12 protein-coding genes and 2 tRNA genes are annotated in these 15,554 nt (G+C 46.8%); all 14 read right to left on the minus strand.

The window, feature by feature from the left end:
• Nucleotides 1-89: 89 nt before the first annotated feature.
• Nucleotides 90-974: a lipoprotein NlpI gene (nlpI, locus tag Xsze_RS02520; protein WP_038237643.1), complete on the minus strand. Its 885-nt coding sequence runs from the start codon at nucleotides 972-974 to the stop codon at nucleotides 90-92.
• 186 nt (nucleotides 975-1,160) lie between these two features.
• Nucleotides 1,161-3,290 (minus strand): polyribonucleotide nucleotidyltransferase, encoded by a 2,130-nt coding sequence (pnp, locus tag Xsze_RS02525; protein ID WP_038237645.1) that lies wholly within the window; start codon nucleotides 3,288-3,290, stop codon nucleotides 1,161-1,163.
• Nucleotides 3,291-3,532: 242 nt separating this feature from the next.
• Nucleotides 3,533-3,802, minus strand: coding sequence for a 30S ribosomal protein S15 (rpsO, locus tag Xsze_RS02530; protein WP_010845203.1), 270 nt, complete (start codon nucleotides 3,800-3,802; stop codon nucleotides 3,533-3,535).
• A gap of 194 nt (nucleotides 3,803-3,996) precedes the next feature.
• A complete protein-coding gene (gene truB / locus Xsze_RS02535) occupies nucleotides 3,997-4,950 on the minus strand; it encodes a tRNA pseudouridine(55) synthase TruB (protein WP_038237648.1) in 954 nt (317 codons plus the stop codon).
• Entirely contained in the window at nucleotides 4,950-5,360 is a 411-nt protein-coding gene (rbfA, locus tag Xsze_RS02540; RefSeq protein ID WP_038237650.1) for a 30S ribosome-binding factor RbfA, read from the minus strand. Before rbfA ends, truB begins: the two co-directional genes overlap by 1 nt.
• Before the next feature lie 75 nt (nucleotides 5,361-5,435).
• The gene (gene infB, locus Xsze_RS02545) at nucleotides 5,436-8,210 is read right to left on the minus strand and encodes a translation initiation factor IF-2 (protein ID WP_038237652.1); all 2,775 of its coding nucleotides are present in this window, start codon (nucleotides 8,208-8,210) and stop codon (nucleotides 5,436-5,438) included.
• A 25-nt stretch (nucleotides 8,211-8,235) separates the two neighbouring features.
• Nucleotides 8,236-9,744 carry a transcription termination factor NusA gene (gene nusA, locus Xsze_RS02550; protein WP_038237654.1) on the minus strand — a complete coding sequence of 503 codons (1,509 nt, stop codon included), beginning with the start codon at nucleotides 9,742-9,744 and terminating at the stop codon, nucleotides 8,236-8,238.
• 21 nt (nucleotides 9,745-9,765) lie between these two features.
• Nucleotides 9,766-10,218 (minus strand): ribosome maturation factor RimP, encoded by a 453-nt coding sequence (gene rimP, locus Xsze_RS02555; protein ID WP_038237656.1) that lies wholly within the window; start codon nucleotides 10,216-10,218, stop codon nucleotides 9,766-9,768.
• A 224-nt stretch (nucleotides 10,219-10,442) separates the two neighbouring features.
• Nucleotides 10,443-10,519 (minus strand) — tRNA-Met (locus Xsze_RS02565).
• Between the two features lie 58 nt (nucleotides 10,520-10,577).
• Nucleotides 10,578-10,667, minus strand: a tRNA-Leu gene (locus tag Xsze_RS02570).
• An 84-nt stretch (nucleotides 10,668-10,751) separates the two neighbouring features.
• Nucleotides 10,752-11,090: a preprotein translocase subunit SecG gene (gene secG / locus Xsze_RS02575; RefSeq protein ID WP_038237661.1), complete on the minus strand. Its 339-nt coding sequence runs from the start codon at nucleotides 11,088-11,090 to the stop codon at nucleotides 10,752-10,754.
• A 182-nt stretch (nucleotides 11,091-11,272) separates the two neighbouring features.
• On the minus strand, nucleotides 11,273-12,604 hold the full coding sequence (glmM, locus tag Xsze_RS02580) for a phosphoglucosamine mutase (RefSeq protein ID WP_038237663.1): 1,332 nt from the start codon (nucleotides 12,602-12,604) through the stop codon (nucleotides 11,273-11,275).
• A gap of 40 nt (nucleotides 12,605-12,644) precedes the next feature.
• The gene (folP, locus tag Xsze_RS02585) at nucleotides 12,645-13,478 is read right to left on the minus strand and encodes a dihydropteroate synthase (RefSeq protein WP_038237665.1); all 834 of its coding nucleotides are present in this window, start codon (nucleotides 13,476-13,478) and stop codon (nucleotides 12,645-12,647) included.
• Nucleotides 13,479-13,596: 118 nt separating this feature from the next.
• The gene (ftsH, locus tag Xsze_RS02590; RefSeq protein WP_038237667.1) at nucleotides 13,597-15,510 is read right to left on the minus strand and encodes an ATP-dependent zinc metalloprotease FtsH; all 1,914 of its coding nucleotides are present in this window, start codon (nucleotides 15,508-15,510) and stop codon (nucleotides 13,597-13,599) included.
• Nucleotides 15,511-15,554: the final 44 nt, after the last annotated feature.

A 15,554-nucleotide genomic window follows, 5' to 3' on the forward strand; every position in this document is an offset into this window, starting at 1 on the left:
CTGGCTCAAATTATGTTATTAAACGAACAAACAAGCCCCCATCTCTTAAGGATGTGGACTTAAAAATCTGTCGTAAAAATGTTCGTCAGCTATTGTTGGTTCGATTCCGATAAGTCATCTTGTCTTTGGCCCAATAATGCCAATTCCAACAATGCGTAGCGGTGCTCAACAAAGTTATGCACATTGTTAGCTACCGTCAGCTTGAATAACGCAGCTGCGCTATCCTCATCCCCCAGACTTAGGTAATGTTTACCTAAATAGAAGTCAGTTTCACTGAGATGCTCAGCGAGCGAAGTGTTATCCGCTGAATTCTGTTGCAAACGCACCATCAGTGTTTTTTCACTGATTTTGCCCAGATAGAATTCAACGATATTCCAGCCCCATAGCCCCCGGTTCGCTTTGTCAAAATGGTACGACAAATTTGTCATTGCAACCTTAGGATCGATTTTTTCTTCCACAAGGTACAACCACAACGAACGGAAGGGATCATTTGGATCGTCTTGATAAAACGCCTGCAGATCATCCTGCGCCAATTGATAGCGGCCACCGTAATACAGTGCAATGCCGCGATTCATTCGCGCGTAGTTGTAAGTTGGATCAAGCTCTAAAACAGAATCAAACGCTTCATAGGCAGAATCAAAATTACCTGCCTGCGTAAAATAAATTCCCAGATAATTAAAAATTTCAGGAATATCAGGGCGGATAGACAAAGCTACTGAAAAATCATTCTGTGCCAATGCCCTCAGCCCGAGGCTATCATACAGTACACCGCGTTCATATAAAAGCTGTGCATACTCATCTTCTGTAAGTGACCGACTCGCAAGTATTTGTTCCATACGAGCCAGAATAACCTCTTGTTGCAATGTCGGTTGTAATGGAATAGCAATCAGTTCATTTTTACGCCACCCAGTGCTGCCACATCCTACAAGGAAAAAAATAGCCGCAACATAACACCAGCGCAGAAAAGAATTCATTTCCCACTCCCGAAGTCAGACATTAATCAGAATGCCCAGTTACTCCACCCACATTGTATGTTTCAGGCATCCTGCCCAAAACGGACTTTTCCCTTCATCTTCCAATTTTAGCTTTTTGGCTCCAATTAGAAAAATATCGGGATAAGCCGGCGCCCTTTTTACAGGACGCCGCTCTTTACGTCAAATTTATTCTACTGATGACTGTGGTGCTGCATCGGTAGGAGCCACTGCTTCTTTCATGCTCAGACGGATACGACCCTGACGATCGATCTCCAATACCTTAACCGGTACTTCCTGACCCATTTGCAGATAATCAGTGACTTTCTCTACACGTTTGTCCGCAATTTGAGAAATATGCACAAGACCTTCTTTACCGCCACCGATAGCAACGAATGCACCAAAATCAACAATGCGGGTCACTTTACCGTTGTAGATGCGGCCAACTTCAACTTCAGCAGTGATTTCTTCAATACGGCTGATAGCATGACGTGCTTTGTCACCGTCAGTTGCGGCGATCTTCACGGTACCGTCATCTTCGATTTCAATGGTGGTGCCGGTTTCTTCGGTCAATGCACGGATCACAGAACCACCTTTACCGATCACATCCTTGATCTTGTCCGGATTGATCTTGATGGTGTGAATGCGTGGCGCGAACTCAGAGATATCATTGCGTGGGCCTTCAATGGCCTGCTCCATCACGCTCAGAATATGCAGACGGGCACCTTTGGCTTGGTTCAGCGCAATCTGCATGATTTCACGGGTGATACCTTCAATCTTGATATCCATCTGCAATGCACTGATACCATCACGGCTACCCGCCACTTTAAAGTCCATGTCGCCCAGATGATCTTCGTCACCCAGAATATCAGACAGAACCACAAAGTTATCCCCTTCTTTCACCAGACCCATTGCGATACCCGCAACAGCAGCCTTAATCGGCACACCTGCGTCCATCAATGCCAGTGATGCACCACAAACAGAAGCCATGGAAGAAGAACCGTTGGATTCAGTGATTTCAGATACAACGCGAACGGTATACGGGAATTCGCTGGCGCTTGGCATAACAGCCAGCACACCGCGTTTCGCCAGACGTCCATGGCCGATTTCGCGACGTTTTGGTGAACCAACCATGCCGGTTTCACCTACAGAGTATGGAGGGAAGTTATAGTGGAACAGGAAGCGATCGGTACGCTCACCCATCAGTTCATCAATAACCTGAGCATCACGCTCTGTACCCAGAGTAGCAGCAACCAGCGCCTGAGTTTCACCACGGGTGAACAGGGCTGAACCGTGAGTACGCGGCAGTACACCAGTACGAACGTCCAGAGCACGTACCATGTCTTTTTCACGGCCATCAATACGGGGTGCTCCGCTCAGAACACGGCTGCGAACAACGTTTTTCTCCAGACCGGACAGCGCATCAAGCACTTCACCTTCTTCCAGCTCAATACCTTTTTCCGCAGATTCTGCCAGAATAATTGCAGAAACTTCTTCTTTGATGGTATCAACCTGAGTATAACGCTCTTGCTTCTCGGTAATGCGGTAAGCATCGCCCAGACGGCTTTCAGCCAGTTCAGCAACACGGTCATTCAGTGACTGGTTGATAGGCTCCGGAGACCAGTCCCATTTTTCTTTGCCTGCTTCAGCAGCCAAAGAATTGATGTTTTCAATAACAATCTGTTGTTGGTCGTGACCAAACACAACCGCGCCCAGCATTTGTTCTTCTGTCAGCAATTCTGCTTCAGATTCAACCATCAATACCGCACCTTCTGTACCCGCAACAACCAGATCCAGACGGCTGTGTTTCAGCTCATCGCTGGTTGGGTTCAGGATGTATTGATCGTTGATGTAACCAACACGCGCAGCACCAATTGGGCCGTTGAATGGAATACCGGACAGTGCCAGTGCAGCAGACGCACCAATCATGGCAACGATATCAGGGTTGACCTGTGGGTTAACAGAAACAACGGTTGCAATGATCTGAACTTCGTTCAGGAAACCTTCCGGGAACAGAGGACGCAAAGGACGGTCGATCAGACGGGCAACTAATGTTTCGCCTTCGCCGGGACGGCCTTCACGACGGAAGAAACTTCCGGGAATACGGCCCGCAGCGTAAGTACGCTCTTGATAGTTAACGGTCAGTGGGAAGAAATCCTGACCTGGTTTTGCTTTTTTCTGACCTACAACGGTAACAAATACCGCAGTGTCATCCATATTTACCATAACAGCCGCTGTCGCTTGACGAGCCATCATGCCAGTTTCGATGGTCACAGTGTGCTGACCATACTGGAATTTACGAACAATCGGATTCAGCAAAATAATTTTCCTTTGATTAGTGTTACCGACTTAGGTTAAGTCTCAGCAACAATGGACTTTCTCTTCTTGCTACACCCTCACGACTAATGACAGAACTCAGTATTCCTTAAGCACTCTCATTAGCCGCGCGAATCACTGTAGCGGAAGAGATTCAGGTTTTGGAAACGGTATCTAAATTTCTCAATTCCGTTTCCTAGAAGAAAAGGGGCCCGATTAGGCCCCTTTCCACTGAAACTTATCGATTAGCGACGCAGACCCAGACGCTCAATCAGCGTGGTGTAGCGAGCCAAGTCTTTACGCTTCAGGTAGTTCAGCAGTTTACGACGCTGTGCAACTTTTCTCAACAGACCACGACGGCTGTGGTGATCTTTCTTGTGCTCAGAGAAGTGACCTTGCAGTTGGTTAATGTCAGCAGTCAGCAGGGCAATCTGAACTTCGCTGGAACCACTGTCGTTAGCGCCACGGCCAAAATCAACAAGAATCTGCGCTTTTGCAGCAGTACTTAGAGACATAGTATAACTCCAAATATGTAGTTTAAAATGACGAGTGCCGATCTCTAATTCAGCGACTCATATATAGACGCGGTATTCTACGCTGCAAATAAGTGAAGCGCAAGACAGCACAATTGCCGCCATTCACTGCTTCAACGCAATTTGTCTGCTCAAAATTCCTTGTCAGTTACTATATTCCTTGTCAGGAACAAGCATTATTCAATTTCAGGTTCAGTTTCAACCACCAGACGACGCGGAGCAACCTGCCCATCATCATCAATCACCGCAATGCCAATGAATTTATTTTCATCACTTTCGGTGACCCGCACCCATTCACCGGAAGCCAGATTGTGCCCGCTCCGAACGGGTTGCCCTTGTTTAAAATAGGATGCAACCACGGATGGCAAGTGGATCACAGGGAAATGAGCAACAGCGGTATCCATAGGCAACAACAATGGATCAAGCAGCGTTCCTGCTTCAATTTCTTGATCTTCAGCTTGTTGCTTTAATTCATATAACTGTTCCAGCGTCACCATTCTTTGATTCGGGTAATTGGCAACCTGCAAACGGCGCAGATAAATCACATGCGCACCACAGCCCAAAAGTTCACCCAAGTCATCCGTAATGGTGCGGATGTAAGTTCCCTTGGAACAATGTATTTCCAATTCCAGCTCATTCCCTTCCCAACGAATGAACTGTAATTCATAAACGGTGATAGGGCGCGCTTCTCTTTCAACTTCAATACCCTGACGGGCATATTCATACAGCGGCTTTCCTTGGTGTTTCAATGCAGAATACATAGAAGGAACCTGCAAAGTGTCACCACGGAATGTCTCTAAGGCCGCATCAAGCTGAGCCTGAGTGATTACCACTTCACGTTCACTGATGATCTGCCCATGTGAATCAGAAGTGTCTGTTCGCTGCCCCAGACGGGCAATCACCCGATAGCGCTTATCAGAATCCAGCAGGAATTGGGAGAATTTGGTCGCTTCACCAAGGCAAATCGGCAACATACCTGTTGCCAGTGGGTCCAGTGCACCCGTATGGCCTGCTTTACAGGCATTGAAAATTCGCCTTACTTTCTGTAACGCATCATTGGAGGAAATATCCTGCGGCTTATCCAGCAACAGTACACCGTTTATTGCACGGCCTCTACGACGACGCCCCATTATTTTTCCTCGTTGTGATCCGCAGATGCACGGCGCTGCTCGTCACTTTTCACGACATTGCTGACCAGATTCGACATGCGCATCCCTTCCACCAGAGAGCTGTCATAGGAAAACGTCAATTCAGGAATGACACGAAGACGCATCGCCTTACCCAGCAAAGAACGGATAAAACCGGAGGCTTCGTTCAGTGCCTTAATACCTTCTTCCACTTTCTCTGAATCCTGACCTTCTATCAGTACATTCAGAAAAGTGACAAATACTTTGGCGTAAGCCAAATCGCGGGAAACCTCAACACCAGAAACCGTCGGCATGCCAATGCGCGGATCTTTGACTTCACGCTGTAAAATGATGGCAATCTCTTTTTGCATTTCCTGTGAAACACGCTGAGTACGACTGAATTCTCTTGCCATTGTTATATCTCCTGACATTTTGGGGGGCATTAAGCCCCCCAAGAATGGAATAAATCGATTGGATAGATGATGGTATTAATCGATGGAGCGTTTGACTTCAATCACTTCAAAAACTTCAATCATGTCGCCAACGCGAACGTCATTATAGTTTTTCACACCGATACCACATTCCATACCATTACGGACTTCGTTAACATCATCTTTGAAGCGGCGCAGGGATTCCAGCTCCCCTTCGTAAATAACCACGTTATCACGCAGAACGCGGATTGGATTATTACGTTTGATGTTACCTTCTGTCACCATACAACCCGCAATAGCACCAAATTTAGGTGATTTAAACACATCACGGACTTCTGCAAGACCCATGATTTGCTGTTTGTATTCTGGTGCCAGCATACCGCTCATTGCCTGTTTGATTTCGTCAATCAGACTATAGATAACGGAATAGTAACGCAGGTCTACGCTTTCATTTTCAATGATGCGACGTGCTGAGGCATCTGCACGCACGTTGAAGCCCAGAATAATTGCGTTGGAAGCTGCTGCCAGAGTGGCGTCAGTTTCAGTGATACCACCTACACCAGAACCGATGATTTTAACTTTAACTTCATCAGTGGACAGTTTCAGCAGTGAATCACAAATTGCTTCACATGTACCCTGAACGTCAGTTTTCAGAACGATGTTCAGCTCAGAAACTTTACCTTCTTCCATGTTAGCAAACATGTTTTCCAGTTTAGATTTCTGCTGACGAGCCAGTTTCACTTCACGGAATTTACCCTGACGATACAGAGCCACTTCACGCGCTTTTTTCTCGTCACGAACAACAGTCGCTTCGTCACCCGCAGATGGAACATTGGACAGACCCAGAATTTCCACTGGGATAGATGGACCCGCAGAGGCCACTTCCTGACCGAGTTCGTTACGCATTGCACGGATACGACCGTATTCGAAGCCACACAGAACGATGTCGCCTTTATTCAGAGTACCAGACTGAACCAGAATGGTTGCAACCGGGCCACGGCCTTTGTCCAGGAAGGATTCAACAACGACACCATTTGCCATGCCAGTGCGCACAGCTTGCAGTTCAAGAACTTCCGCCTGAAGCAGAATCGCTTCCAGCAGCTCATCGATACCAATGCCTGCTTTAGCAGAAACATTGATAAACTGAGTTTCACCGCCCCATTCTTCAGGAATGACGCCGTATTGTGAAAGTTCGTTCTTAACGCGATCTGGATCGGCTTCTGGTTTATCAATTTTGTTGACTGCAACAACAACAGGAACGTTTGCTGCCTTAGCATGCTGGATAGCTTCTACCGTCTGAGGCATTACACCGTCATCCGCAGCCACAACCAGAACAACGATATCCGTCGCCTGCGCACCACGTGCACGCATGGAAGTAAACGCAGCATGGCCAGGAGTATCCAAGAAAGTGATCATACCTTTCTCAGTCTTCACATGGTAAGCACCGATATGCTGGGTAATCCCACCCGCTTCGCCTGAAGCCACTTTAGTGGAGCGGATATAGTCCAACAGAGAGGTTTTACCGTGGTCAACGTGACCCATGATAGTGACAACCGGTGCACGGGCTTCTGCCAGTGTTTCACCTGTATCACGATCACTCATCAGCGCTTCTTCCAGCTCGTTTTCACGACGCAGGATAACTTTGTGCCCCATTTCTTCGGCAACCATTTGCGCTGTTTCTTGGTCAATGACTTGGTTGATAGTCGCCATCGCACCCATTTTCATCATCGTTTTGATGACTTGGGAACCTTTAACGGCCATTTTGTTAGCCAGTTCAGCGACAGTAATTGTCTCACCAATCACGACATCACGGTTAACCGCAGCAACAGGTTTAGTGAAGCTTTGTTGTAATGTACTGGTTTTGCGCTGTTTGCCTTTAGCACGGCCTGCACGTGCTTCTTCGCGATCTGATTTCGATTCAGAATGCTTATTGTTCTTCTTCTGACGAGCGGCTTTGCCACCGCGAGTGCGGGAACGGCGATCGCCTTCAACTTTTGCGTCACTTTCATCTTCCGCATCACGGGCATGACGGGAAGTCGTTACATGGTAATCACTGCTGTCACCCTGGCTGGATTCAGAGTCGTCAGACCATTTGTCTTTATTCTCTTCTGCCATTCGACGAGCTTCTTCTGCAACACGTTTAGCTTCCGCTTCAACCTTACGTCTCATTTCTTCTTCAGCTTTACGTTTTAAATCTGCTGCTTCAGCTTCACGACGCGCTTTTTCATTTTGCGCAGCAGGTGCAGTCTGGTCTGATTTTGATTTGTTTTCGGTATGTTGCTTAATCACTTTTTCTTTTTCCGCCGCCGCACGTTGAGCCTTTTCAGTCTCTTCACGTTTAGCTTTTTCTTCTGATTCACGTCGAGCGCTCTCTTCAGCTTCACGTTTCGCTATTTCTTCAGCTTCACGTTTAGCTTGCTCTTCCGCGAATTTTTTCGCTTCAGCTTCAAGCCGCGCCTTCTCTTCTGCCTCGCGCCGAGCCTGCTCTTCCGCTTCACGCTTAGCCTGTTCTTCCGCTTTTGCTTGTTCAACAGCATCACGGTTCACATATGTGCGTTTTTTGCGGACTTCAATCGCTACCGATTTACTTTTGCCACCGGTGCCAGGAACGTTTAATGTACTGCGCGTTTTACGCTGTAGTGTCAATTTACTTGGCTGACTGCCAGAACCGCCTTGTTCGCGGTTCAAGTGGGCCAGCAAAGCTTCTTTTTCTTTCTGGGAAACAGAGTCAGTTGCGGTTTTCTGAATGCCAGCATCAGCGAACTGCTGGATTAGACGTTCTACCGATGTCTGGATCTCTACTGCCAGTAATTTTACGGTTACCTCTGTCATTCTGTTCCTTCCTGCTACAGTTTATTTATGCATCATCGCCAAACCAACAGATATTACGGGCCGCCATAATGAGTTCTCCTGCTTTCTCATCATTCAGTCCTTCGATATCAGATAAGTCGTCGATACCCTGCTCGGCAAGATCTTCCAGAGTGCAGATGCCACGGGCAGCTAGGTTAAACGCCAAAGTACGCTCCATGCCAGAAAGATTCAACAAATCTTCAGCAGGTTGCTGATCACCAAGGCTCTCTTTCTGAGCCAGTTCCAGCGTTGTCAAGGCCGCTTTTGCACGTTCACGAAGAACTTCAACGGTTTCCTCGTCAAGACCTTCTACCGCAAGAAGTTCATTGATTGGCACATAGGCCAGTTCTTCCAACGTAGAAAAGCCTTCCTCGACCAATACGGTGGCGAAATCTTCATCAATGTCGAGATGCTTAGTAAATGTATCAATAGAAGCATGGGCTTCTGCCTGATGCTTCGCTTGTAGCTCTTCCGCAGTCATGACATTCAGTTCCCACTTGTCATCACCACGATGCTTTTTCAACAGTTGTGCTGCCAAACGAACATTTTGACCATTACGGCCAATCGCTTGAGCCAGATTACTGTTTTCTACGGCAACATCCATTGTGCAGCTGTCTTCGTCAACCACGATAGATGCAACATCCGCCGGAGCCATTGCATTAATGACAAACTGTGCCGGATTATCGTCCCACAACACGATGTCAATTCTTTCACCTCCCAGTTCACTGGAAACGGCCTGTACCCTTGCGCCACGCATACCTACACAGGCACCTACAGGGTCAATGCGTTTGTCGTTCGTTTTCACCGCAATCTTTGCGCGGGAACCAGGATCGCGTGCCGCGGCTTTGATCTCAATGATCTCTTCGCCAATTTCAGGCACTTCGATACGGAACAGTTCAACCAACATCTCTGGACGAGAACGGGTAATGAACAACTGGGCACCACGAGCTTCAGGGCGAACATCATACAGGACACCACGCACGCGGTCACCTGGACGGAAATTTTCTCGTGGCAACATATCTTCACGGAGAATGACAGCTTCAGCGTTATTACCCAAATCCAGAGTAATATTTTCGCGATTGACTTTTTTGACCTGAGCAGTCACGATTTCACCCTGCTGCTCACGGAATTGATCAACGACCATCGCACGCTCAGCTTCACGTACTTTTTGTACGATAACCTGTTTTGCTGTCTGCGTTGTAATACGGTCAAAAGTCACTGACTCAATTTGATCTTCAATATAACCACCCAGCTCAATTTCTGGGTCTTCATATTTTGCAGCATCTATCGTGATTTCACGTGTTGGCAGAGTCACTTCTTCTACAACCAACCAACGACGGAAGGTATCGAAATCGCCAGATTTACGATCAATGCAGACTCGAACGTCGATTTCCTGCTCATATTTTTTCTTGGTGGCTGTCGCCAGTGCAATCTCTAATGCTTCGAAGATTTTTTCGCGAGGGAGAGATTTTTCATTAGAAACCGCTTCCACAACAGCCAGAATTTCTTTATTCATCCTAGTTGCCTCATCCGAACTTTAAAAGTGGGGTACCAGGTTCGCTTTCTGGATGTTGCTCAGTGCGAACACTTCGTCTTTTCCATCCACCGTAACCGTAATCATTTCACCATCAACAGCTTTGATAATACCTTGCCATTTGCGGCGGTTCTGCATTGCCATGCGTAAAACTAAACTGACTGTTTCTCCCATGAAACGCTGGTAGTGTTCAGCCTTAAACATTGGACGATCGAGCCCAGGTGAAGATATTTCCAGGTTATAAAGCACCGAAATCGGATCTTCGACATCAAGTACTGCACTGACCTGGTGGCTAACATCAGCACAATTATCAACAGTGATACCCTCTTCACTATCGATATAGACCCGCAGTGTGGACACACGTGCGCGAATAAACTCCAGGCCCACTAATTCAAAACCCAAAGCTTCAACTGGTGCTGAAATCATCTCTGTTAATTTTTGCTCTAATGTGGACAAGCCCACCCCCAAGACATAAAAAAAGGGCTATATTAGCCCAGTAGTTCTGCTGTCAAATAACAAAAAACCCCGAGAATCGGGGCTTTATGCAACTGGACCCTATTTACTGCCTGCGGTCTCAACCAACTTCTTTTTTGACCTTCCAGCACAACCTTACAAATTAGGATCGATGTATTAATGGCTGCTGAATGACTATCCTGGAAAAGGTACATCTTGTTAAGAAGTGGTTGCGGGAGCCGGATTTGAACCGACGACCTTCGGGTTATGAGCCCGACGAGCTACCATGCTGCTCCATCCCGCGTTCGAAAACGTGGCAAATCTTACGCTGATAATACTAAAAACGCAAGTTTCTAGATTTATGGTGCCGAGGACGGGACTTGAACCCGTACGCCCGTTGTTTAGGCACTACCACCTCAAGGTAGCGTGTATACCAATTTCACCACCTCGGCACTGATTTATAAGACTGTTGCTTTAATCATTAATGAGCTTAACGCTTTAAATCAACAACCTTACTTTAATTCTGTTACTGAAAATTACTGCGGAATATCACTATTTTGTTTTGCTGGTACTGCCGGAACATCTGTTTTCTGTTCAACATTCACAGGTTCAGACAAATTATCCCATTTGCTGCTTGAACCGGTTTTGTTGCTCGTCATGTTACCCAGTATCAAACTGATAACGATAAACAGTGTTGCGAAAACTGCTGTCATACGGGTCATAAAGTTACCAGAACCTGATGAACCAAATAATGTTCCCGATGAACCCGCACCGAAAGAAGCACCCATATCAGCACCTTTACCCTGCTGTAGCAGGACCAGAGCTATTAGCCCGATACCAACCAGCAAGAATATACCTAAAAGAGCTTCATACATATGTTGTACCCGTTTCCTCGTGGGGTTTACCACAGTTTCGTAGCGACATTATACTGCATCACCCGCTCACAATTAGAAAAATTAACTTATTGAGCGGGTGTGAATACTAACCAAAGCGTTTCAGACAAGCAAGATTAATTTCAAATACTGGTGCTGATCGGAGAAAAAATCAACAAATTAACCTATTTTTTTACTGCATCCGCAATATAGTGCGCCAATGTCGTCACCTGTTCTTCATCCTCACCTTCCACCATGACACGAATCAGGGGTTCTGTACCTGATTTACGCAACAGAACACGCCCCCGGTCATTCAGTTCAGTTTCAACAAACTTAACGGCTTCAAGGACAGATTCAGATTGAAGGGGATCGATATTTCCCATAAAGCGAACATTAACTAAAACTTGAGGTAAAAGCTTCATACCACTACACAGGTCATGCAGGCTCATGTTATTGCGTACCATAGCACTCAGGACTTGCAAACTCGCAACGATACCGTCCCCTGTCGTGGTTTTATCCAGCAAAATTACGTGGCCGGAATTTTCCGCGCCAATGCGCCAGCCTTTTTCCTGAAGTTTTTCCAATACATAGCGATCGCCGACTTTAGCACGTTCAAATGGAATGCCGAGTTGCTTAAGCGCCAACTCTAATCCCATATTGCTCATCAATGTTCCCACAACACCACCACGCAGTTGGCCTTGTCGTAACGCTTCACGTGCAATGATATAGATGATTTGGTCACCATCAACTTTTTGGCCCAAATGATCAACCATAATGATACGGTCACCATCGCCATCAAATGCCAAACCAATGTCAGCCTGCTCTTCCTGAACACGTTTCTGCAACAGGCGAACATCCGTTGCCCCACACTCTTCATTGATATTAATACCATTCGGTTCACAACCAATGGTAATGACATCTGCACCCAACTCCCTGAAAACATTAGGGGCAATATGGTAGGTAGCACCATTGGCACAGTCCAGAACCACTTTTAACCCGTTTAAACTTTGTTCACTCGGGAATGTCCCCTTGCAAAATTCAATATAACGACCTGCTGCATCAACAATACGATTTGCACGGCCCAATTCAGCAGACTCCACACAAGTTAGTGGTTTTTCCATTTCTGCTTCAATCGCTTCTTCAACATCATCAGGCAGCTTAGTTCCATCAATGGAGAAGAATTTAATGCCGTTATCGTAATAAGGATTATGGGAGGCTGAAATCACGATACCCGCTTCTGCGCGGAAAGTCCGTGTCAGATAAGCCACGGCAGGCGTCGGCATCGGACCAGTAAAAGATGCCGATAAACCGGCCGCAGCCAGACCTGCTTCCAATGCGGACTCCAGCATATAACCTGAAATTCGCGTATCTTTACCAATGATAATTTTGCGAGAACCATGACGTGCCAGTACTTTTCCCGCAGCCCAACCTAATTTCAGTACAAAGTCAGGGGTTATTGGGGTATTACCCACTTTGCCACGGATACCATCAGTACCAAAATATTTACGGTTACTCATAAATTTCTTTTCCTTTGCTGAACTTAATTCTTTGCAGAGATCAGTGTGTTGCTGCCAACGTTGCCTGAACGATTTGCATTGCCTGAACGGTTTCTTTAACGTCATGCACACGGATAATCCGGGCGCCTTGCATAGCCGCTATCACCGCACAGGCTACGCTACCTGTTACCCTCTCCTGAGGAGGAACATGAAGCAATTGACCAATCATAGATTTGCGTGACATCCCCGCTAAAATCGGCAGGCCCAAATGATGGAATTCTTGCAAGTGAGCCAATAGCTGATAATTATGCGATATGTTTTTACCAAAACCGAAGCCGGGATCAAGGATCAGGTTATTTTTTGCGATGCCTGCCGTTATACAACGCTCAATTTGCTGTTTCAGGAATACACTGACTTCTGATACGACATCTTCGTAATGCGGTTCAGTCTGCATTGTGCGAGGTTGCCCTTGCATATGCATCAAACACACTGGCAATCCTGTTTCTGCTGCGGCTTCGAGTGCTCCTGTTTCCTGCAATGCACGGATGTCATTAATGATATGAACCCCCGCGTTGGCTGATTCCCTCATCACGATAGCTTTTGACGTATCCACAGAGATCCAAGTATCAAAACGCTGTGACAGTGCTTCAATCACAGGAATAACACGCTCCAGCTCTTCTTGCTCACTCACATCATCTGCGCCGGGACGGGTCGACTCACCTCCAACGTCGATGATAGTTGCGCCTTCCTCAATCATCTTCTCGGCATATCTCAATGCGGTGTCAAAAGTATTATGCGTTCCGCCATCGGAGAAGGAATCAGGGGTCACATTCAGAATTCCCATCACTTGTGGGCTGGAAAGATCGAGGACACTGCCTCTGGCTGTTAGTTTCATTGCTAAGGGGCCTTAATGTCAAAACCCCAGGATGAACCCGGGGTTTAAGAGGAACAGTTGATCAAATCTAAGGACAATAACGAATTATTGCCCTTGATTTGAGATGGTCACCACCACATTATGCGGTTGGACTATCATCCACAGATTTCGCTGTTGGTTTCGGAGATGATGGCGTATGGTGGTTATTGCTACCATTATTATCACCTTCCCAACCCGCAGGCGGACGTACTGTTGTTCGGTTCATCAGGTCATCAATCTGAGGCGCATCAATGGTTTCATATTTCATCAGCGCATCTTTCATAGAATGAAGAATATCCAGATTATCCATCAGAATCTGACGTGCCCGCACATAGTTACGATCAATGATAGCTTTCACTTCCTGATCGATTAAGCGCGCCGTATCTTCAGACATATGTTTCGCTTTAGCCACTGAACGACCGAGGAAGACTTCACCTTCTTCTTCAGCATACAGCAATGGCCCCAGTTTTTCTGAGAAGCCCCACTGTGTCACCATGTTGCGTGCAATAGATGTCGCCACTTTAATATCATTGGACGCACCGGTAGAAACACTGTCCACGCCATAGATAATTTCTTCAGCCAAGCGGCCGCCGTACAACGTTGAAATCTGGCTTTCCAGTTTCTGGCGGCTGGCACTGATTTGGTCACCTTCTGGCAAGAAGAACGTCACACCCAGCGCACGGCCACGAGGAATAATCGTGACTTTATGGACAGGATCGTGTTCCGGCACAAGGCGGCCAATGATGGCATGTCCTGCTTCATGGTATGCGGTAGATGCTTTCTGCTCTTCCGTCATCACCATTGAACGGCGCTCCGCACCCATCATGATCTTATCTTTGGCTTTTTCGAATTCGACCATAGAAACAACACGCTTGTTACCGCGGGCGGCAAACAAAGCAGCTTCGTTCACGAGGTTTGCCAAATCTGCACCGGAGAAGCCGGGTGTTCCACGGGCAATAACGGATGCATCAATATCGGTGTCCAACGGAATTCGGCGCATGTGGACTTTAAGAATTTGTTCACGACCACGAACATCCGGCAGACCAACAACAACTTGACGGTCAAAACGGCCGGGACGCAACAGAGCCGGATCTAAAACATCAGGACGGTTGGTTGCTGCAATAACGATAATTCCTTCATTACCTTCGAAACCATCCATTTCAACCAGCATCTGGTTCAGTGTCTGTTCACGTTCATCGTGCCCACCACCCAGACCTGCGCCACGCTGACGGCCTACGGCATCAATTTCGTCAATGAAGATAATACAAGGAGCAGATTTCTTCGCCTGTTCAAACATATCGCGAACACGGGAAGCACCCACACCCACAAACATTTCAACGAAATCTGAACCGGAGATAGTGAAGAAAGGTACTTTTGCTTCACCAGCGATAGCTTTTGCCAGCAGCGTTTTACCCGTACCCGGAGGACCAACCATCAAGATACCTTTCGGGATCTTACCACCCAGTTTCTGGAAACGGCCAGGTTCACGCAGATACTCAACCAATTCGCCCACTTCTTCTTTTGCTTCATCACAACCAGCAACATCAGCAAATGTGGTCTTGATCTGATCTTCCGTTAACATACGGGCTTTGCTTTTACCAAAGGACATCGCTCCCTTACCGCCACCACCTTGCATTTGGCGCATAAAGAAGATCCAGACGCCAATCAGCAGTAGCATTGGGAACCATGAAATGAATAGGGTCGCGAGCAGGTTTTGTTTTTCTGGTGGTTCACCAATAACTTTTATCTGTTTATTGAGTAGTGTATCCAGCAGCTTTTCATCCTGCATAGGCATATAAGTGCTGTATTTCCCACCGTTGTTTGTCTTAGTGAAATCAATGTCACGATCCGAAATACGTACTTCGCTTACTTGATTCTGCGATATGTCATTGATGAACTTAGAGTAATCAACCCTGCGACCACTAGAATCGCCGGGACCAAAACTCTGGAACAATAACATCAAGACAACTGCGATGACTAACCAGAGAATCAGGTTTTTCGCCATGTCACTCAAGGGATTAACCTCATATTACAACTGTGTTAACAAATAGTAGTCAG

Origin of the sequence: Xenorhabdus szentirmaii DSM 16338 (assembly GCF_002632585.1) — a bacterium.
GTDB classification, from domain to species: Bacteria; Pseudomonadota; Gammaproteobacteria; order Enterobacterales; family Enterobacteriaceae; genus Xenorhabdus; species Xenorhabdus szentirmaii.